This is a genomic window from uncultured Tissierella sp. (genome assembly GCF_902479755.1).
Classification (GTDB): Bacteria; Bacillota; Clostridia; order Tissierellales; family Tissierellaceae; genus Tissierella; species Tissierella carlieri.
Genome location: NZ_CABSQO010000008.1, coordinates 95,974 through 117,371, shown reverse-complemented (window position 1 = coordinate 117,371; position 21,398 = coordinate 95,974). Strand labels below are relative to the sequence as shown.

Below are 21,398 nucleotides of genomic sequence, written 5' to 3'. Positions count from 1 at the left end.
CGAACGAGGCTTTGAATAGTTTTTTTATTGTGTCTACTTTTACTTGACTAGTGCACCTTTAAAGGCTGGTCTATATTATATTATAGCTTTCATTTGTTCTTTTGCTAATTCTGCCCCTTTTTCTAATGCTTCTTTATTAATTGGCATTAAATGAACTCTATTCTCTCCAAATACTGCTGTAAATGCTTTGTTAAGTACTGAATCCACTTCTACTGCTTTTGTAGCTTCAAGAAATGCTCCTAGCATTACCATATTAGCTACCCTTGAGTTTCCAAGTTCATTAGCTATTTCATTAGCCGGAATATAATACACTTCTATATCTTCTCTTGGACATTTTCTATCTATTAAAGATGTATTTATAAATAGCTTTCCTCCTGGTACTACTAGATTTTCAAATTTATCTAAAGACGGTCTATTCATTACAATAGCTGAAGTTGAATCTATAACAACTGGAGAACCTACTACATCTGATGATATAATAACATTACAGTTTGCAGTTCCTCCTCTCATCTCTGGACCATAGGATGGTAACCAAGATACTTTTTTATCTTCTATCATACCTGAATATGTCAAAAGTTGACCTAATGCCATTACACCTTGTCCGCCAAAGCCAGCTATTACTATTCTTTCTTCCATTTTATTCAACCTCCTCTGGTCTTCTAAAATTTCCAAGAGGATAATAAGGTATCATATTTTCCTCTAACCATTTCATTGCTTCAGGAGCAGTTAATCCCCAGTTAGTAGGACATGTAGATAATACTTCTACTATTCCAAATCCTTTTCCATCAAGTTGTAACTGGAAGCATTCCTTTATTGCTTTTTTCGCTTTTCTTATATTTGCAGGCGTATTTACTGCCACCCTTTCTACAAATTTTGCACCGTGAATTGTAGCTAGCATCTCAGATATCTTTATAGGTCTACCACTATGTTCTTCAGTTCTTCCTAATGGAGCTGTTGTAGCCTTTTGTCCTATAAGGGTTGTAGGTGCCATTTGGCCACCTGTCATACCATATATAGCATTGTTAACAAATATTGTAGAGATTTTCTCTCCTCTATGGGCAGCATGAACTATTTCTGCTGTACCGATGGAAGCTAAGTCTCCATCTCCTTGATAAGTAAATACAAATTTCTCTGGATGAACTCTTTTTATCCCTGTAGCTACTGCTGGTGCTCTACCATGAGCTGCTTGTTGCATATCACAATTAAAATAATTATATGCAAATACTGAACAACCTACTGGTGCAACTCCTATAGCATTATCCAATACTCCTAATTCTACCAATGCTTCTCCTACTAATCTATGGATGATTCCATGGGTACATCCCGGACAATAGTGGGTTTGTACATCTGTTAAACCTTTAGTCTTTTCAAAAACTATAGTCATTATCTTTCACCTCCAGAGATTTTCTTAACATGTTCAATTATTGCATCTGGCGTAGGAACCATTCCACCAGTTCTCCCATAAAAAGATACTGGGAATTTGCCCTCAACTGCTATTTTAACATCATCTACCATTTGTCCATTATTCATTTCAACTGTAAGTACACCTTTACAATTTGGATTTATTTTCTTAAATTCATCGTATGGATATGGCCATAAAGTAATAGGTCTAATAAGTCCAACTTTATATCCTTCTTTTTCTAGTTTTGCTATTGCTGTTTTTGCAATTCTTGCTGTAGTTCCATAAGCTGCTATAACTACATCTGCATCTTCTATTTTATATGATTCAACTCTTGCTTCATTTTCTTTTATTTTTTGATATTTAGCTTGAAGTTTAATATTATGAGCTTCAAGATCTTCTGGTGCTATATATAAAGAATTAATTATATTTGGCTTTCTATTACCACCTGTACCTACTGTAGCCCAATCTTTCTCTGGTAATTCTCTTTTTATTGGAGTTTTAAATTCAACTGGTTCCATCATTTGTCCAATCATACCATCACCAACAACCATAACTGGATTTCTATATTGGTCTGCTATATCAAATCCTTCTATTATTAAATCAACTAGTTCCTGAACATCTGATGGAGCAAATACAACCATTCTATAGTCTCCATTTCCACCACCTCTAGTTGCTTGAAAATAATCAGTCTGTGAAGGTTGGATACTTCCTAGACCTGGTCCACCTCTCATTATATTAACTAATAGACAAGGCAATTCTGCACCAGCAATATATGATATACCTTCTTGTTTTAATGACATTCCAGGGCTTGATGAAGATGTCATAACTCTTGCACCTGCTCCTGCGGCACCATAAACCATATTTATAGCTGCTACCTCTGATTCTGCTTGTAAAAATACTCCGCCTACCTTTGGTAACTCTCTTGACATATATTCTGGTAATTCAGATTGGGGAGTTATAGGATAACCAAAAAAGTATTTACAACCTGCTGCAATAGCTGCTGCTCCTATAGCCTCATTCCCTTTCATGAGAACTTTTGCCATTTTAAAACCCTCCTTAAAATATATTAAACTCGTTCTACAGTAATAACTACATCTGGACAGATTGTGGCACAATTGGCACAACCAATGCATTTTTCTGGGTCTGTTGTTGTAGCTGGATGATAACCCTTAGCATTTATTTTAGTTTTGTCCATTGTAAGTATTTTTACAGGACAAACAGTTGTACATAGTGCACATCCTTTACAGATGTCTTCCTTAAATGTTACCTTTCCTTTAGCCATTCTTTTTACCCTCCTTTATTGTTATAGCATCCATTCATCCCTCATAAATAACTTTATGGGGAATATTTCGCCTTCTAAGTCTTTAGGAAGGCTTGGGATTATATCTTCTAATACAGATATATATCTTAGCTTTATACCGGTTTTTTCTTGAACCTCTAAAGCTAATTTTTGACCTCTTAGTACATCATCACGAGTTGTACTTTTTAATAAATGTGTATTGTTCACAATTCCTGTTATTTTAGCCCTTGATACATCTTGAATCTTTATCATATATTCTAGCACTTTTTCTACAGTTTGAGTTTCAGGGCGATTTGCATTTAAAACAAAAAACATATCATAATTCCCTTCTTGGAAATAGTCTACATATCTCCCTAGGGCCCTTGCTCCTACTTGATCTCCACCTACATCTAATATTAAATCATAGGATTCATCCTGTAATGGTGTATAGACTTCTGCAGATATTGATGGCACTTCTATGGCAGGTGCATTTATCTGGCTGCCAATTACTTTTATACCAACACCCTCCATCTCTAGTGCTTTCTCTCTAGATCTAAAATACATATTTACTATATCTAAATCGGCTAATGCAACTTTTCTACCTAGCTGTGCTAGTTTCACAGCATAATTCACACTAAATTCAGACTTTCCTGATCCATAGTGTCCTATTATAATTCTTATTCTCTTATCATTTAGCATAATCACCAAGTCCTATTTATAAACTTTTGCTTCCTCTTCTCCTCTTAAGACACGAAGTCCACCTTCAGCTAATGCCATAAGTTCATCTTCTCCCGGATATACGGTTACATCACAGATAAATTTAACTCTTTCCTCTATCCATGACGTGAACTCCTTATCATAGGCAATACCACCTGTAACGAGGATTCCATCAACTTTTCCTTTTAATACTGCTGCACAGGTTCCAATTTCCTTTGCTACCTGATAAGCCATAGCTTTGTATACTAGCTCCGCATATTCATCACCATTTTTTATTCTTTGTCCAACTTCTCTTGCATCATTAGTATTTAGATAAGATACTATTCCACCATTTCCTTTTATCATCTTCTTCATTTCATCTAAAGAATATTTTCCTGAATAGCAAAGTTTTACTAAATCTCCTACTGGAAGAGAACCTGATCTTTCCGGTGAAAATGGTCCTTCGCCATCTAATGCATTTGCTACATCTATTACCTTGCCTTTTTCATGAGCACCTACTGAAATCCCTCCGCCTAAATGGGCAACTATTAGGTTTAATTCTTCATATTTCTTTCCTAGTTTATTAGCATGTCTTCTTGCTACTGCTTTTTGATTTAATGCATGGAATATACTCTTTCTTTCTATTTCTTTCAATCCTGATACTCTAGCTACATCTTGCATTTCATCTACTACTACTGGGTCTACTATAAAGGATTTTTTATTTATTTCCTTAGCTATTTCATAAGCTATGATTCCTCCCAGGTTTGAGGCATGTTCCCCTAAATATCCAACCTTTAAATCCTCCAACATGCTGTCATTTACTTCATAAGTACCCCCTTCTATAGGCTTGAGAAGTCCACCCCTACCTATTACTCCATCAAGAGATTCTATGGAAATATCATTCTTCTTCAATGCTTCCACTATAATATTTTTTCTGAATTCATATTGATCATAAATCTTGTTGAAAGCAGAAATTTCCTCTACTGAATGGCGAAGAGTTTCCTCAAATATACTTTTTTCATCGTCAAAAACTGCTATTTTTGTTGATGTAGAACCTGGATTTATAATTAATAATCTAGTCATTTTCCCCCTCCTATCTTGAAGCCATAAGCACTGCTAAAGCAATTGAATTTAATTTTGATTCTTCATTATCAGCTCTTGATGTAAGTACTATTGGTGCCTTTGTGCCCACGATAAGTCCTGCTGATTTTGCATTTGCTAAAAATGATAAACATTTATATAGTACATTACCAGCTTCAATATCTGGAGCAAGAAGTATGTCTGCATCTCCTGCAACTTCACTATCAATTCCTTTTAATATTGCTGATTCTTTTGACACAGCATTATCTAATGCAAAAGGTCCATCTACTAAGCATCCTAGGATTTCTCCATTTTTGTTCATATCAGCTAATTCCTTTGCATGAACAGTAGCTTCCATCTTAGGAGATACTTTTTCTTTTGCTGCCAAAACTGCTACTTTTGGTCTTTCTATATCTAAAGATTGTGCTAATACTACTGCATTTTCAATTATTTCTTTCTTTTGCTCAAGATTAGGAGCTATATTCATAGCTGCATCAGTTACAATAAAAACCTTATGATAAGTTGGAACATCAAAAACTGCCACATGGGATATTACATTGCCTGTCCTAAGTCCAATCTCACTATCTAATACCTGTTTCATTATTACAGAAGTATCTATAAGTCCCTTCATCAAAACATCAGCTTTTCCACTACTTACTAATTCTGTTGCTATCCTACAAGCCGTAGCACCATCTTCTTCATGGATTATTTCTATACCTGATAAATCAAAGTTGATTTCCTTCCCAATAACCAATATTTTTTCTTTATCTCCCACTAATATAGGCTCGGCTATCTTTAATTCGGCTGCATTTTTTACTGCAGATAAAACATCCTTATCTTGTGCAACGGCTACTGATACTTTCTTTGGCCCTCTCTTTTGGGCCAATTCTAACAGATTTTCAAATGATTTAGCCACTTATACTCACCTCATCTTCATATATTTTTGCTCTTTCTTCTCCATTGATTACTCTTTGTGCACCTTTGTTTAGTGCTTCCATTTCATCTTCTCCAGGATATACTATGACTTCAGATATAAAGTCTATCATCTCTTTTATTCTATCAACTAAGTAGTTAGAATAGGATAATCCACCTGTCAATATAATATTATCTATATGTCCATAAAGCACTGTTGCATAGGAGCCTATTTCTTTCCCTATTTGATATGCCATTGCATCATAGATAAGCCTTGCATAATTATCGCCATTCTTTATCCTTTCTTCCACTTCTCGTCCATCCATGGTATCTAAATATGAGAAAAGTCCACCTTCTCCTTGCAGCATAGTCTTCATCTCATTTAATGTATATTTTCCTGAATAACATAATTTAACTAAATCTCCCACAGGTAGAGTACCTGCTCTATCTGGAGAAAATGGGCCCATTTCCTTTGCATTGTTAACATCTATAATCTTGCCCTTTTCAACTGCCGCAATAGATATTCCACCGCCTAAGTGAGCTACCACTAAATTTAAGTCTTCAAAATTCTTATTTAATTCTTTAGCCCTTCTGTGTGATACAGCCTTAATATTCAATGCATGAACTAGAGATTTCCTTGGAATTTCCTTTAGACCAGATATTCTAGCTATATCGTGAAATTCATCTACTGCCACTGGGTCTACTATATAAGATGGTATATTTTTTAAATCTGCTAGTCCCTTAGCTAACATACCACCAAGGTTAGAAGCATGTTCTCCCTGTATCCCAACTTTTAAATCTTCAATCATTGCGTCGGTTACAGAGTAGGTACCTCCGGGCATTGATCTTAATAGTCCCCCCCTACCAACTATTGCTATAAGAGAATCAGTTGATATATTTTCTGCTTCTAGCCAATCTTTTATTAATCTTAACCTATATTCATATTGATCAGCTATTTTTTTATAATTCTCTAAATCCTCTTTTCTATGATCTATTTTGAAAGTTTTAATTTCCTGCTCTCTTTCAAATATAGATACCTTTGTAGAGGTGGATCCTGGATTAATTGCCAGAACGAAATTTCTTTCCATACTTTTCCCCCTTAGTGATTAATTATTTTTAATTCAATAGGTTGTGGTGATATTTCTTTAATTGTAATTCCTATTGGTGCAGTAAAATTTAAGTATACTTTATGAATTCCTTCATCAAGCATATTAAAATCTAGATATGGCATTAAGTCTTCTTTAGTTAAATTTTCAATTGCTTCTTTACTACCTTTTGCTAAAACCTGTATAGTCTTTGAATGATCGTCTTTATCAATAGTTAATTCACCATCTAAATTTCTAATATCCACTTCATCTAAGGTATATTCAAAGGACTTAGTAAAATTTTCTTCTATTTTTAAAGAAATTGTTACCTTCTCATTTGGATTTAATAGAGAAACATTTTCTGGAAGATCTAACTCAACTGGAACATCTGCATTTTCCATTAGATAATTTATATCCACTGGCTTAGTTTGAATAAATGTCAAGTTTGCTATATCATTTCCACCCTTAAGTGTTATCTTATTTGGATTTATTGTAATGCTAGTAATTTCATAGTTTTCTGGTGGCTCTGTTTGCAAATTAAGTTCAATAGGCACAGTTACTATCCTAAACACTGGGATACTTACATCCACTACACTTGGTTCATATTCTACTCCTCTAACATCATTTTTTTCATCATCTATTAATTTTATAGGCTCTGTAACATTAATATTTTCTTTTCTACCACTTATATCTACAACTGCTACTACATCCGCTACTTTATTTACCAAAGACCTAGGTCCCTTCAATAAAACAGATTGAGTTTTTGTTAATATATCCCCTAATACATAATTAGGATCAAGATTGCCCTTGGTCTTTACAGTTACAGATTGTGTCTTAGTTATTATCTTATCAAACGTAAATAGAACATTCTCTGGTTCACGTCCAACTATTTTTATATTACTTGATTGGTCTAAACTTATATTTATTGGTACTTTTACTTGCCCTTCACTATATCCTGATAAATCTACCTCAGCTTTTATAAATTCTCGTGAAAATTTAGCCATATCAGATTTTTTACCTGTAACTTTCACAGAAACTGTTGCTTCCTCTGGTTCCATAATTACTAGGTCTTGTCTATCTAATGCGGTTTTATTGGTATAAGTTACCGGAATATTTCTATATTCCTTAGATATATCTGGATTAACTTCGCTTTCACTAGTAACATAGCTCCACAAAACAATAGCTATAATAACAGAAAAGATTTTTAGGGTTAAATCACTCTTCTCCTTGCTCATCTTTTCGCCTCCATTTAGTCATAAATGTTTGTGTTGAATCCTTTGGCTTATACATATCTGTTAATATTTGTTTTAATGTCTTAGAATCTAAATGTCTTGCTATAGTTCCATTTTCAGCTATAGAAATAGAACCCGTTTCTTCTGAAACTATTATAGCTAAACTATCAGATCTTTCCGATATACCTAGTGCAGCTCTATGCCTTGTACCTAATTCCTTACTTATATTCATATTGTCTGTAAGAGGTAAAAAACAAGCAGCTGCTTTAATCATATCTTCTTTTATAATCACTGCTCCATCATGTAATGGTGTATTTGGAATAAATATATTGATAAGTAGATTACTGGATACCATACCATTGATCTTAGTTCCGGTATCGGCAACCTCATTTAATCCTGTTTCTCTTTCTAAAACAATCAATGCTCCAATCTTTTGTCTAGATAAAGATGCACAAGCTTCCACTATTTCATCTACAGTCTTAGATAAGCTCTCTCCCTTTATTTCTAGTAGAGATTTTGTAAAAAATCTGGATCTACCAATATACTCCAATCCACGCCTAAGCTCAGGCTGAAAGACTATTAGAATAGCAAGAACTCCAACAGTCATGGCATTTTCTAATATCCAATTTATAGTATATAGCTGTAATAAACCACTAAGTTTAGCAAATACAAATAATGCAAAAATACCTTTAGTTAATTGTTCCGCCCTAGTCTCTCTAATTAATTTAAATATCTTATAAAAAACAGCTGCCACAATGATAATATCAATTATGTCCCTTATTCTAATGCCTGAAAATATTCTATTAATAAGTTCCAAGGTTTACCACGCCTTTTATCGTATTTTCACTTCTATTCCTATTATATAATAACTGTTCCATTAATTGAACTAATAAATTGAATATAATAAATTTAATTCAATTCTGAAAATGGTTAATTTTCACTCATCTTGCTCATAGTATCATCATATGACTTCTTGAGTCTTCCTTTTAAAGAATCTGCTATACTCACATTCAACTCTCCATTAATATAATCATCAATGGGCAGAATTTCGAAAAACAATTTATTATTCTCTCTGTATTTATAGACCCAAGTCGGTATATACTGTATATTTTTAATTACTGTTTCTTGAGAAGAAAAATCTTTTTCTATCTCTAAATTTATCATTACTCCATCTTCAGTATAAGAATTATCCATAGTTTCTTTTCTCTGATTTGATAAAAAATTTCCCATAGAATAGATTATAAAATTGTCTTTTCCATCCCTATTAATTATTTGAGATCTTTGTATTACATGGGGATGGCTACCTAATATAATATTTGCACCCCATTCTACCATTTTTTCACCTAACTCTATCTGATAGCTGGAAGGCTCTCTTTGATATTCATTCCCCCAGTGAATAAATACTACTATTAAATCAATATCTGAAGATCTTGCCTTTTCAATATCTCTTTTTATTTTCTCTTCATCTATTCTATTTACCATATATGATAATTCTTCCCCTGTTAAAGTAGAATCCATACCATTTAAACCATAGGTATAGGAAAGGAATCCTATTCTTATATTCTCTATCTCCTCTATAAGAATATTATTATTTGGTTCTTTATATGTCCCTATATTTTTCATTCCATACTCATTTATATTATCTATAGTCCTAATTAATCCTGTCTTTCCATGATCTAAGCAATGATTATTGGCCGTAGCAAGTATATCAAAGCCTGTCTCCTTTAAGGCTAAAAGAGATTCCTTTGGTGTATTAAATCGAGGAAAGCCAGAAAAAGGAATTTCTTCCCCCGCAGTAACAGTTTCAAAATTTCCTAATGCTATATTGGCTTTCTCAACATATTTCTTTATATGTCTAAATGTAGAAGTAAAATCGTAGCTTAGAGTTTCTTTGTTGAAGGCTGCTTTATATTGTGGTGAGTGGAACATTATATCTCCAACAGCTAGAAGATTTATAGTAGATATCCTGGGCTCCTCAATAACCTCAGTAATATCATCTAAATTTTTAATTACAGATTTTTCCTCGTCTATTTCTTTGTCTGCTTCTATGTATTCACTTGTTATATTTGTTTCTGCAGATTTGAACTTCATATAAGCCGCTGCTCCCATAAATCCTAGGAAGCAAAATGCTAGAATCAAAAATATTATAATTATGTTATGTTTTTTTCTCACAGTATTCCCCCTAATATATCAATAGCTTGTCCTTTTGCTCTAAAGGTAGAGATATCTCTACCTTTATTTTATACTTTGTTAATATTTTATACAATATTATTATTCTTTTCTCTTTAAACCTATTACTCTAGACTTTGAATCATACATAAAATTTGCTAATTTTCTTTGATTTAATATCCACAAAAATATTACATATGGAACAAAAACCATTGTAAGCTGAGGTATTTCTGCCATCAGTATAAAGTCAAACATCCCATGCATAATAATAGGCATATACAAAGACTTTCTCATATTCATTCTTTTTCTATCTATATTTGTGTCAAATTTAGCTAAGGATAGATAATATCCCATAGTTATACCAAAAACAGCATGGGCTGGTACTGAAAATATTCCTCTATATAGCCCAATAAAAGGATTATTAGTATATCTATATGCAACATAAATTATATTTTCTACAGTAGCAAAACCCATAGTTGCAAATACACAATAAACTATACCGTCTAATTTCTCATTAAAAAACTTTGTTTTATAGGGATATTTTAATACTACTAGTCTTTTAAAAAATTCTTCTGTAAATCCTGCAACTAGGAAAGCATTATAAAAAGCACCTAATACGCCAGGAAATATATTAAATGCGATTAAAATCTCTTCAACTATAACTGAAGGAATTACTGTTAATGCTCCTAAAATATAGGTAAATAGTAAAACCCTTAGAGGCTCTCTATCATGTCTATCAGATAAATATATGCCTGCGATTATGATTATAGCAGGTATCACTGCTATAATTAAAAGTCTAAGTTCCAAAACATTACCTCCTTATGTCTTTTCTTATAGTTTCCCAAAAACATAAAAAAATAAACCCTAATGAAATTAGGGTCTATAAAATTCTATAGTTTTTCCTTGGGACTCATATTTCTTCCTCATATAAGATAATATTAATATTAAAAGTCCTAATGATATCAAAACATCCCCAATACTTATTATTTTAGGAAAAGGATATGGTTTTGGTATTGGTATTATATCTCCTAAAAAAGTTAACTTTGTAGCTTTATTAGCTAAAGTATGAGTCATTATTCTTCCCTCTTCTAATAGTGATAACTGAGTATATAATTTAGAAACCTTTAAAGCATTTATTGCAACAGGCATTCTCCCACTATTTAGTGAAAGAGGTAAAAAATTTAAAATAGATCCAAATAAAGTTATTCTAAGTCCATTCTCATGAAAATTCATTATTAGCCCAATGATTAGTAATAAGTAGATAAATATATGTATATAAAAGAAATTATTCTCTATAATATCACTTAAATTTCCACCGGTTTTAGAAACTATTAATAAGGATATGATTTCTACTGAAAAAGCTACAACAAATAAATACCATCCGTTTATATATAAATTACCGATATTTCTTATCTTTCCACCCATTAATTTCCCAAGTAGTAAAGATAGTGTAATAGTTTCGATTACCATAATAAAACAACCTCCTAAATAAATTCACAATGCGTACTCCGCAGTTTCGCAACTCAAATCTATTTACTCGCTATGCTCGTATAGATTTGGTTCTCGTTGCCTTTTTGTCCAATAAGCGTAGCGAATTGTAGACAAAACGGACAGCGTAGGTGCGTTTGACCTACATCAACTCACTAGCGTTCGCTGTGTTAGGTCATAAAAAGTAGAAAGCTAGACACAAAGTGTCTAGCATCATACTATGTTTATTAGTATGCTACAAATAGCTCTTTCTTCGCATTACAAAGTGGACATTTATCTTCTTCACCTGTTAGTGTAATATATCCGCAAACTGGACAAAGTTCCACAACTTTTGCTTCTAAGTCATTACCAGCATCTACCGCTTCTTTAGCTCTAGTGAAAAGCTCTGCATGAACTTTTTCTGCTTCAATAGCAAATCTCATTGCTGATATAGCTGTTTTTTCTCCTTGCATCTCTGCCACTGCTATGTAAGCTGGATACATTTGATTTACTTCATGCAGCTCTCCATTGATTGCTCCCTGAAGATTCTCTGAAGTAGTGCTAAGCCCAAATCCTGCTCCAGATGCTACTAAAAAATCACCTGAAATATCTTTTAACGCTTTGAAATGAAGTGTAGCATGAACTTCTTCTGCATCTGATGTAGCCATAAATAATCTAGCCACAGTTGGGAATCCATCTTTATTAGCCTTATCACTCCATATTCTATATCTCATATGTGCTTGAGATTCACCACCAAATGCTGATCTCAAATTTTCCGCTGTCATTGCGTTCATCAAAATTCCCCCTTTATAAATTTTATTATATACATTGCATACTATATTGTATACTATATTCTAAACAATGTCTAGAATATGCAACTCTCTTCATATATATTCCCATTTTGTATAGCCCTAATCATAAAAAAATGAGACTTTTTAGTCCCATTTTTATATAAACAAGCTCATATTAGAGTCATCTGCTGCATTGAGCATTGTAGCTACTCCACCAATTTCTATTCCATCGAGGAGTTCTTCTTTACTTACGCCCATTACATCCATTGACATCTGGCATGCTACCATTTTAATTCCAGATTTAATTCCTTGTTCTATTAATTCCTCTAATGAAGATATATTTTTATCCTTCATTACCATCCTTATCATCTTAGGTCCCATACCTGCCATATTCATCTTAGAGAGCCCAAGTTTTCTGCTATTCTTCGGCATCATCATTCCAAACATTTTACCCATAAAATCTTTGTTTGTCTTTATATAGGAGTCCTTTTTAATTATATTTAATCCCCAAAATGTAAAGAACATAGTAACTTCTTTACCCATTGCTCTTGCACCATTTGCTATAATAAACGATGCTATAGCTTTATCAAGATCTCCACTAAAGACTATAATATTTTTATCATCTTTTACTTGTGGTACACTTTTGCCAATTTGCCCCTTAATTTTACTCCCTTTTTCAATTAAAGCAACAAATTTCTTGTCTCCTTCTTCAGTTCTTATTAATATATTTCCTGTATTCTTACACCAAGCAGCGATATCATTGATAAACCCTGGATCTGTTGACATTACTTCTAATTTATCTCCCTCATCAATAGTTTTGATTTTTTCACTTACTTGCATAATAGGACCAGGGCAAGATAAACCACAAGCATTTAATTTAAAAAATTCACCTGTCTCAGCTACCTTGACATCTATTTCTTCTAATCTTTTAGTTTTCTTCTCCACTTTCTGAACTCCAGAATCACTAAAGACTTCAGGCCCACTGCTGCTAATACCACAAGCATCATCTTTATTATTTTGACAAAACATAGTCTTATAGGTATTAAAACCCCCTGCTAAATTTTTAGCTATAAATCCGTTTTGAGTAAGAATTCTTGTACCTATATATCCTCTAAGGCCTACAGCACAATACAAGATATATGATTTATTTTTATCCAATTCTCCAAGTCTATTCCTTAGCTGTCCTAAAGGAATATTAATAGAGTTTTCAATATAGCCCATATTTATTTCCTCTTTTTCTCTTACATCTAAGATAATAATATTTTCTTTATCTAGCTCTTCTAATTCCTTCCAAAGAACAATGTCAACTTTTCCTAATAGCTGATTTTCCGCTGCAAATCCTACCATATTCACTGGATCCTTAGCTGAGGAATATGGTGGTGCATATGCGAGTTCTAGTTCTGTTAAATCAGAAACTTTTCCTCCAAATCTAATGGCAGTAGCTATTACATCTATTCTCTTATCTACACCCTCATATCCTACTATTTGTGAACCTAGAATTTTACCGCCAAAGTCAAATATTAGTTTTATGGTCATTGGTAGAGCTCCAGGATAATATCCTGCATTGGAATTGGAATGAATAATTGCTATAAAATAATCCTTTTTGTATTCTTTTCCTAGCCTATTTAAAGTTTTTTCATTTGTACCTGTATTAGCTACTGTCAAATCAAAAACCTTAGCAATACTCGTTCCCTGAGTTCCTTTATATTCTTCCTTTGAACCTAAAATATTATTTGCAACTATTCTGCCTTGTTTATTAGCTGGACCTGCTAAAGGTACCATTGTCTGAACATTGTTTACATAGTCTTTAACTTCAATAACGTCTCCTATAGCATATATAAAGTCATCAGAAGTCTTTAAATATTTGTCTACAATGATTCCACCTCTTTGATTTACCTCTAGTCCTGCATCCTTAGCTAATTCTCCATTAGGTCTAATGCCTATGGATAATATAACTATATCTCCTTTAATTTCAGCACCTGATTGTAAAGTAATAGTAGTCACTTCACTACTATATTCAAATTTGCTTACTCCATCTTTTAGTCTAAGGTCTACTCCCTTTGACTTCAAATGCTCATGAACTATTTGTGCCATCTCATAATCTATCGGTGCCATTACTTGATCTAGCATCTCCACTATGGAAACCTTTAATCCTAAATCATGTAAATTCTCAGCCATTTCAAGACCTATAAATCCACCACCTACTACTATAGCAGACTTTGGACTTTTTTCATCTACATAAGATTTTATGGTATCTGTATCTGGTATATTCCAAAGACTAAAGATGTTAGGTGAGTTGATTCCTGGTATTGGTGGCTTTAAGGGCGTTGATCCTGTGGATAAAATAAGATAATCATAGTATTCCTCATATGTCTTATCATTTTTTAAATCTTTAACCAATACTTTTTTATCTTCCTTAAATATCTTCGTAACTTCTGATTTTATTCTTACATCTACGTTAAATCTTTCCATAATACTTTGTGGCGTTTGAACCAATAAGGAATCCCTATTTTCTATAGTTCCTCCTATATAATACGGCAAACCGCAATTTGCGAAGGAAACATATTCTCCTCTTTCAAACAATACTATCTGAATATCTTCATCAAGTCTTCTAAGTCTGGCTAGAGCTGTTGCACCGCCAGCAACACCACCAACGATAACTACTTTTTTACTCATTTTTAATTCCTCCTTGCCAATTTTAACCTTAAACCTATACCCCGTATCTGTATATTTATATATTATGATATCGTACTATTTTTGTCAATAAAATTTTATGTAAAAAAGATTTATATGTAATACCTATGCAAAGTTCATATGAAAACGAATTAGCATTTTCCTATACATTATAAAGAGACTCATATCTTGTAGATATGAGTCTCTAGCTTTATCTTTCTATATTCAATATTTATATTCCTAAAGCTTCTTCGGGTGTTATATATGGTCTTTCCTGTTTTCTTCCAGTCTCTTTCAAAGTTAATTTCCCATTATAGAATGATAAACCTCTTCTAAGATATTTATTATCCTTTAATGCCTTTTCCACTCCTTTATCTGCTATTTCTAGTAAATATGGAAGAGTTGCATTACATAGAGTTTGAGTTGCAGTCTGCGAAAATGCAGATGGTATATTATCTACACAATAATGTATTATTCCATTTACTTCATATATTGGGTCATCATGAGTTGTTGATTTACATGTCTCTATAGCTCCACCTTCATCACATGCTACATCTACTATTAATGCTCTATTTTTCATTATAGTTAACATATCTTTACTTACTAAATGATCTTTTCTCCATTTTGGCCAAAGGATACAATTCATTAATACATCTGTCCTCTTTAGACACATCTCTAGATTGTTTCTATTAGAATACAAAAATTCTACATTTGATGGTAATACTTTTCTTGCCGCTTCTAGCTTATTTACATCTATATCTAATACCGTAACTTTGTTTCCAAATGCTGATGCTAATTCTGCTGCCCCTACTCCTGAATTTCCCGCACCTATAATGGTTATTTCTGGAGTTCTTATGCCATCTATTTTCGACAATAATATTCCATTTCCTCCATAGATTTTCTGCATAAAATTTAATGCTGCTAGAAATCCTCCCTTTCCGGCTATAATACTCATTGGTTTTAATAAAGGAAATTCCCCATCTTTATCATCCACATCCTCATAGGCTATACCAATAATTTTTTTGTCAATCATGGCATCTGTTTGTTCTCTATGAGCATTAGAATGAATATACGTAAATATTATTTGACCTTCTCTCATATATGCAAACTCTTCTGGAAAAATTTCTTTTACTTTATAAATTAAATCTGATTCTGCAAATATTTCTCTGGCTGTATCTATTATTTCCGCCCCTTGAACCTTATAATCTTCATCGGTAAATCCGCTACCTATTCCTGCATTTCTTTCAACTAATACTTTATGCCCTTTATTTACTATTTCTTTCACTCCATTAGGATCACATGCTACTCTGTATTCATATGGCTTTATTTCTTTTGGTATTCCTATTTTCATTATTCATTCCTCCAAAGCTCAATTTCGCTATAACATAATTCCTATTACTAAATAAAGTACTGCCGATATTCCTGCTACTGAAAGTGCATAGGGCACTTGTGTTTTTACGTGGTCAATATGATCCGAGCCAGCTGCAAGTGATGATAATATTGTTGTATCTGATAATGGTGAACAATGATCTCCGAAACATCCTCCCCCCATTACTGCAGCTATAGTTGCGTATACTAAGGTTGTTATATTTCCACCTGTCAAATTAAATGCTAATGGTACAACTATTGGAGTTAAAATAGCATATGTCCCCCAGCTGGTACCCGTGAAAAAGGATATAAAAGCTCCTATGAGGAATGTAAATACTAGCAATAATGCTGGCGTCATCCATGAACTAGCAATTGATATAACATAGTCTGCTGTTCCAAGTTCTTTACTTATTGCATTAAGTGAATATGCTAATGCTAAAATAATAACTGCAGATACTATACCTTTGATACCAGCTATAGCTGTCTCTACTAATTCAGGAATAGTTCCCATCTTTTGAATTAGCATTGTAATAAATTGAAATGCTACTGCGGCGACAAATCCCTCAAGTGTTTTTGCACTTCCGTTAATTATATATGTTCCTAAGGTAATTGAAATAATAATTAATGCTGGAGCAAAGAAGTTTAAAAAAAGATTTGGCTTTATACCTTCATTAGGCTTAATTTCTGAAAGCTCTTTTCCTAATAATGGTCTTGCATTATCATTCATAACCTTTCCTGTTTCTCTTGTTCTTTTCTCAGCTTTGCCCATAGGCCCAAAGTCAGGAATTATGCCTATTGCTATTACCCCTACCATAATTACGGATAAAATACCATAAAAATTGAACGGAACCATTCTAACAATTGCATTCATAGCTATATTTTTATCCGTAAATGCTCCAATTCCCACTAATAGCCCTGCTACATATACACCCCAAGAGGAAAAGGGAATAATTGTACAAACTGGTGCTGATGTAGAGTCACATATATATGCTAATTTTTCTCTTGATACTCTTGCTTTATCTGTTATATTTCTCATAACTGTACCTACATATAGAGGACTAAAATAATCACTAAAAAATATAAATATACCTAGTAGCCAGGCTAGTACTTGAGCACCTTTTGCTTTTACGTTCATTTTTTCGATAGATTTTGAAAAAATATCAATGGCACCTGATTTTTGAAAAAATGCTATCATAATACCTACAAAAACTTCTATACTTAGTACCCAGATAAAATCTGCATTTCCTAGTGCGGATTGAGCTAGACCTGTAAATCCAAATAATATATTTTGTCCTGTAACTAATATCCCAACTAGAACTCCAATTAATAATGAAAAAACTGCTTCCCTAGTAATAAATGCGAGGATTAATGCTGTAAATGCTGGTAATAATGATAAAATTCCAAAGTTTGTAACTGGATCCATGATATTACCTCCTTAATTTTTATAAGTCCTATAAAATTTCAAGTAAATCTGACAAATTATACTTATTAAGACCTAATGTTTCTATTGTTCTTTTTTTCTCTCCTCGATAATCCCTATCCATAATAATTGATGCAAGTTTTATTACTGAATCCATTACGGGTGTCTCTACCCCAATTTCCTTGCCAAGCTCTGCCATAAATATTAATCCATAGCCAACATCTTCATTTAAGTATCTATGGTCTAAGGTTGATTGTGCTCCTATTCCCTTAAATCCAATAGCTTCTGAATATCCTTTATCATATGTTGCTTCCTGCATATAACCTTGTTTCATCCCTAGGACTGGATCTTCAATAATACTAAATCCAAGTCTATGACCTATTGCTATTCTCTCCTTATCTACTTCCTTCATTAATCTTCCTACAGCTGTGGTTACCCCATCTTCGTAAAAATAGAAATCACCTTTAGTTCTCTCTATTAACGCTGCATTTAGTAATGTTACAGATGGATGGATAACTGGATTGGCATTTTGCAATGTTGTTTGCAGTACATTATTTGCAGGAATTAACGCTGGATAAACTTCTTTTATTAATTCATGAACCTTAGAAGTATGCTTACTAGGCAGAGCTGCGAGAAATACACCATCTTTTAACTTCAAAAATATATTAATACTTGCAGGTCCATTAATTCTTACAGCATAAGGCAAAGTGCTTGTTTCAGCTATTAAATAATCTTCATTATCTAGACTCAATCCTAATGCATTTTTAAATACAATACTACCGCCACAAGAACTAGGACATACTATAAAAGTTTGACCCTTTTCTAAATAAGGTTTTACAGCTTTTCCAAAAGGTTCTGTACTATAGGCTGGTCCTACAATAAATATTAGCTGTGCCCCTTTCAAAGTTTTCTCTAAATCATGACCTACATATGATAATTTTTGAAATCCTTCTAACATTCCCGAACTAGAAATACCACCTTTATCATTTATGGCATCAATATTAAAAGAAAATTGTTCAAAATCGTATAAGTATACTTCGTGTCCTGCTTTTGCCCAATCAAAGGCAACGGCACAACCACCATTTCCTGAACCAAGTACTGCAACTTTCATTTCTACTCCCCCTTAGAATTTTTCTTGCAATAGGTCTATAGCATGTTGCACTATTTTTTTTCTGATTTCCTTTTCCTTTTCTTCAGTTTCATTGGGATTACCTACTGGATAAGGTATTGCTACTGCTGGAACTATCCTTACTGCTCCGACTGTCTTTGAAATTGGCGTTACTGTACATATATGTGATGCCGGAATACCTATATTCTCTACTTCTTTTACTATGGTTGCACCGCAACGTGTACATGTACCTCAGGTTGATGTCATTATAACTCCATCTACCCCTGCATCCAATAATTCCTGCGCTATTTCTTTTCCCATTTTTGTAGCATCTGCTACCGAGGTAGAATTTCCTGTAGTTACGAAGTAATGTTCATGTAAATTTCCTATTTCTCCATTCTTTTCCAATTGTTTAAATAAGTCCAGTGGTAACAACCTATTTGGGTTATGATTTGCATATACTGGATCAAATCCTGCGTGAACTGATTCAAATTCTCCTTCTTCAAATCTTTCTATACTATCTATTGGATATTTTTTATAAAATTTTGCAGTAGCGGCTGGCAAATGATCAGGATTTTTCATAGGCACTAATCCACTAGTTGTTAATAAGGCAATCTTTGCCTTCTTTATATCAAATATTGGCTCTGCTGGAGTAATTGTATTATATATTGGTATTGGAATTTCAGTTTTAAATTCTTCTCCCTTTAGCTTTTTAATTAACATATCAAGCGCTCTTTCTGCACCATTTTTTTCTTTAAATACATTGATTCTAATTCCCTTCGGAATATATCCTTCTTCATTAGGTAATCCAATATCTTCATTTTTTAACAATTTATTAGCCAATTTTGCCATTTTGAAAACTGCCTTTCTCATTGTAGCAGCAGAATTACCAGTTTCTACAATATAGGTATTGCCCTTATATATCTCAACTGCTGGGTTTTCTATATACATTCCAGTTATAGTGTTGATTCCATATTTTTCATTAACAAAACTACATATATCTCCACAAGCTATACCAAATCTTCCTGCGTTAAATGCAGGGCCTGCTACAACTAAGTCAGGATTAAGCTCCTCTATATGTTTAGATATGAATTTTCTCGTTTCCTCCATATTTTCTGCATAATAATTGTCTCCACAAATTATTGTAGCAATAATTTCACCCTCTAAATCCTTAAACAAATTTGCTGAACCTATCATACTTCTTTCTATTTTGGGTAGTATACCTGCCTTCTCTTCTCCTCCAATTTGTCCAAAAAATTGATTAGTGTAGAATAATATTTTTTTCATCCTCTCACCTCCTAAATTGTCACTGCTGATAAGTGACTAAAACCTTGTAAATTATGACTACCTAATATACCGTGAACTTCTATGATTAGAGACCCATCCCCTTGCCTTGAACCTTGGAAACCTCCTGTAATATGTTCTAACGCATCGAAATCTCCTAATATCACATCCATCGGTGGTATTTTAATTGTTGCATTGCTATTTCCAGTTGAAACCATGGCATTAGCCTCTATAGTACCATCTGGTAAGGATTCAGATTTACCATCTACTCCAGCATCTTCATTGCTAATAAGGACTGTCTTTATTCCTTTGTTTTCAAGTCTCTTACATATCATCATTAAATCAGTTGTTGGATTACCAAAACCCTCTTGTGATTGAATAACTCCATCAACTCCAAGCATTTCCACCATTTTAGACGTAATCACTGCATTTCTATATTTATCTGCTAGGTATGTAGTCATAGGACTTAGGACTACACCTATGAAATTTATTTCTTTCCCATGCCTTTTAAAACATTCATTAATAATAGCATTATTTTGATGATGGTATGTTGTAGTCTTAGACCCTGCTGATACACAGTTACCGCTAACTAATGCACCATCAAATATCTCTAGGGGATTAACTGCTGTTGGAACCATAGTCTTAACATCTTTTCCATAAAAATAGGTGTCATGTAAAAGTCCTTGACCTACACATTGATAAACATATGCTACTTTTGGTAGTTCTGGGTACTCTTTTAGCTTAACTGATAAGCTATTCCAATTATAAATCTCTTCTTCATAATTCTTATACTCTAAGGCATGTCTTCCAATATAATGTGCTACTTTTACTCCACCTACTCTTACCGCCTCTTCATGTTCGTGTTGACTTACTCCGATTTTCTTCTTTATATTAAGGACAAGATTATTTAACTGAGAAAATGGTGTATATTTAGTTAAGGGACCCTTCATATCAATTATTCCTTCCTGAAATCCCACTATAGGCCCCGTTGTGATTACAGCACAATTCTTTAATGCATAAGTAATCCCTCTGCCAACATCCTCTATTGCTCCATTTATCCCAGGAAAAACATCACCATTTAACTTTGCTCTAGGCTCTATAACATCCTTAACGGGAATTATTCTGATGGACTCCCCAGGTCTCGCTATATCTATTTGCACTTCTAATATTCTTTCATCTTCTAATAACAAGTCTTGGATTTCGTCCTTTGATATAGTTAATACTCCATTATCTATTTTGGTAACCAGACCAAATACTATATCATTTACTTTAATCTTTCTTAGAATTAATTCCATATCTTAACCTCCTTTTTCTTACTCTCTTTACACCATCATGTTAATGCAAAAGCTATGCCAATCATTAAAGTGCTATTTTAGTTATTTAAGGATGATAAAATATAATAAAGGTGACAGAAATCTGTCACCCAGTGAAA

General features: G+C 33.2%; 20 protein-coding genes. All 20 read right to left on the bottom strand.

The window, feature by feature from the left end:
* Window positions 1-75 precede the first annotated feature (75 nt).
* Window positions 76-636 (bottom strand): 2-oxoacid:acceptor oxidoreductase family protein, encoded by a 561-nt coding sequence (locus tag RDK80_RS06530; protein WP_308523805.1) that lies wholly within the window; start codon window positions 634-636, stop codon window positions 76-78.
* Between the two features lies 1 nt (window position 637).
* A complete protein-coding gene (locus RDK80_RS06525; RefSeq protein WP_094902791.1) occupies window positions 638-1,384 on the bottom strand; it encodes a thiamine pyrophosphate-dependent enzyme in 747 nt (248 codons plus the stop codon).
* Window positions 1,384-2,445: a 3-methyl-2-oxobutanoate dehydrogenase subunit VorB gene (locus RDK80_RS06520; RefSeq protein ID WP_256312773.1), complete on the bottom strand. Its 1,062-nt coding sequence runs from the start codon at window positions 2,443-2,445 to the stop codon at window positions 1,384-1,386. Before RDK80_RS06520 ends, RDK80_RS06525 begins: the two co-directional genes overlap by 1 nt.
* A gap of 23 nt (window positions 2,446-2,468) precedes the next feature.
* A complete protein-coding gene (locus tag RDK80_RS06515; protein WP_094902789.1) occupies window positions 2,469-2,684 on the bottom strand; it encodes a 4Fe-4S dicluster domain-containing protein in 216 nt (71 codons plus the stop codon).
* 21 nt (window positions 2,685-2,705) lie between these two features.
* Complete coding sequence (locus RDK80_RS06510) at window positions 2,706-3,380, bottom strand: ATP-binding protein (protein ID WP_094902835.1); 675 nt, start codon at window positions 3,378-3,380, stop codon at window positions 2,706-2,708.
* Window positions 3,381-3,392: 12 nt separating this feature from the next.
* Window positions 3,393-4,460: a butyrate kinase gene (buk, locus tag RDK80_RS06505; protein WP_308523804.1), complete on the bottom strand. Its 1,068-nt coding sequence runs from the start codon at window positions 4,458-4,460 to the stop codon at window positions 3,393-3,395.
* Window positions 4,461-4,470: 10 nt separating this feature from the next.
* Window positions 4,471-5,373 (bottom strand): phosphate butyryltransferase, encoded by a 903-nt coding sequence (locus RDK80_RS06500; protein ID WP_308523803.1) that lies wholly within the window; start codon window positions 5,371-5,373, stop codon window positions 4,471-4,473.
* Complete coding sequence (buk, locus tag RDK80_RS06495; protein ID WP_094902783.1) at window positions 5,366-6,457, bottom strand: butyrate kinase; 1,092 nt, start codon at window positions 6,455-6,457, stop codon at window positions 5,366-5,368. Before buk (RDK80_RS06495) ends, RDK80_RS06500 begins: the two co-directional genes overlap by 8 nt.
* An 11-nt stretch (window positions 6,458-6,468) precedes the next feature.
* Entirely contained in the window at window positions 6,469-7,689 is a 1,221-nt protein-coding gene (locus RDK80_RS06490; RefSeq protein ID WP_308523802.1) for a CdaR family protein, read from the bottom strand.
* Window positions 7,670-8,503, bottom strand: a complete 834-nt coding sequence (cdaA, locus tag RDK80_RS06485; RefSeq protein WP_094902779.1) for a diadenylate cyclase CdaA — start codon at window positions 8,501-8,503, stop codon at window positions 7,670-7,672. The genes RDK80_RS06490 and cdaA overlap by 20 nt, the downstream gene beginning before the upstream one ends.
* A gap of 113 nt (window positions 8,504-8,616) precedes the next feature.
* Window positions 8,617-9,858: a CapA family protein gene (locus tag RDK80_RS06480; RefSeq protein WP_308523801.1), complete on the bottom strand. Its 1,242-nt coding sequence runs from the start codon at window positions 9,856-9,858 to the stop codon at window positions 8,617-8,619.
* A gap of 99 nt (window positions 9,859-9,957) precedes the next feature.
* A complete protein-coding gene (locus RDK80_RS06475; RefSeq protein ID WP_094902775.1) occupies window positions 9,958-10,662 on the bottom strand; it encodes a PrsW family intramembrane metalloprotease in 705 nt (234 codons plus the stop codon).
* Between the two features lie 66 nt (window positions 10,663-10,728).
* Window positions 10,729-11,325 (bottom strand): DUF5317 domain-containing protein, encoded by a 597-nt coding sequence (locus RDK80_RS06470; RefSeq protein ID WP_094902773.1) that lies wholly within the window; start codon window positions 11,323-11,325, stop codon window positions 10,729-10,731.
* A 245-nt stretch (window positions 11,326-11,570) separates the two neighbouring features.
* Window positions 11,571-12,116, bottom strand: a complete 546-nt coding sequence (locus RDK80_RS06465) for a rubrerythrin family protein (protein ID WP_094902771.1) — start codon at window positions 12,114-12,116, stop codon at window positions 11,571-11,573.
* A 153-nt stretch (window positions 12,117-12,269) separates the two neighbouring features.
* On the bottom strand, window positions 12,270-14,789 hold the full coding sequence (locus tag RDK80_RS06460; protein ID WP_308523800.1) for an FAD-dependent oxidoreductase: 2,520 nt from the start codon (window positions 14,787-14,789) through the stop codon (window positions 12,270-12,272).
* A 229-nt stretch (window positions 14,790-15,018) separates the two neighbouring features.
* Window positions 15,019-16,137 (bottom strand): alanine dehydrogenase, encoded by a 1,119-nt coding sequence (locus tag RDK80_RS06455; protein ID WP_308523799.1) that lies wholly within the window; start codon window positions 16,135-16,137, stop codon window positions 15,019-15,021.
* A 27-nt stretch (window positions 16,138-16,164) separates the two neighbouring features.
* On the bottom strand, window positions 16,165-17,577 hold the full coding sequence (locus RDK80_RS06450; protein WP_308523798.1) for a Na+/H+ antiporter NhaC family protein: 1,413 nt from the start codon (window positions 17,575-17,577) through the stop codon (window positions 16,165-16,167).
* A 28-nt stretch (window positions 17,578-17,605) separates the two neighbouring features.
* Window positions 17,606-18,685 (bottom strand): NAD/NADP octopine/nopaline dehydrogenase family protein, encoded by a 1,080-nt coding sequence (locus tag RDK80_RS06445; protein WP_308523797.1) that lies wholly within the window; start codon window positions 18,683-18,685, stop codon window positions 17,606-17,608.
* Window positions 18,686-18,697: 12 nt separating this feature from the next.
* A complete protein-coding gene (locus tag RDK80_RS06440) occupies window positions 18,698-19,969 on the bottom strand; it encodes a glycine/betaine/sarcosine/D-proline family reductase selenoprotein B (protein WP_308523796.1) in 1,272 nt (423 codons plus the stop codon).
* An 11-nt stretch (window positions 19,970-19,980) separates the two neighbouring features.
* Window positions 19,981-21,261, bottom strand: a complete 1,281-nt coding sequence (locus tag RDK80_RS06435) for a glycine/sarcosine/betaine reductase component B subunit (protein WP_308523795.1) — start codon at window positions 21,259-21,261, stop codon at window positions 19,981-19,983.
* Window positions 21,262-21,398 lie beyond the last annotated feature (137 nt).